Here is a 531-nt window from a genome sequence, read left to right on the forward strand (position 1 = left end):
AAGTCGGTGATGGATTGGTGGCCGAATGCCTTAAACTTAGACATCCTGCATCAGCACGACTCCAAAACGAATCCATTTGGTCCAGATTTTAATTACAAAGAAGAACTTAAAAAACTGGACGTCGACGCACTCAAGCAAGACTTAAAAGACCTAATGACAAACAGCCAAGATTGGTGGCCAGCAGACTGGGGACACTACGGCGGTTTGATGATTCGTATGGCATGGCACGCGGCTGGTAGCTATCGTATCGCAGACGGACGTGGTGGTGCCGCAACCGGTAACCAACGCTTTGCCCCTCTCAACTCTTGGCCTGATAACGCCAACCTAGACAAAGCACGCCGACTTCTTTGGCCGATCAAGAGAAAGTACGGCAACAAATTAAGCTGGGCCGACCTGATTATTCTCGCAGGTAACATGGCTTATGAATCGATGGGCTTTAAAACCTTTGGTTTTGGTTTTGGTCGCGAAGATATTTGGCATCCAGAAAAAGACACCTATTGGGGTTCTGAGCAAGAGTGGCTTGCGCCAAGT

Annotated in this window: 1 protein-coding gene; it reads left to right on the forward strand. The window is 48.4% G+C overall.

The window, feature by feature from the left end; translation table 11 throughout:
• The coding region (locus R7Z49_RS27345; protein WP_318112808.1) for a peroxidase family protein at nucleotides 1-531 on the forward strand (531 nt) is incomplete at both ends.

This window comes from Vibrio sp. 1562, from assembly GCF_033340155.1.
GTDB classification, from domain to species: Bacteria; Pseudomonadota; Gammaproteobacteria; order Enterobacterales; family Vibrionaceae; genus Vibrio; species Vibrio alginolyticus.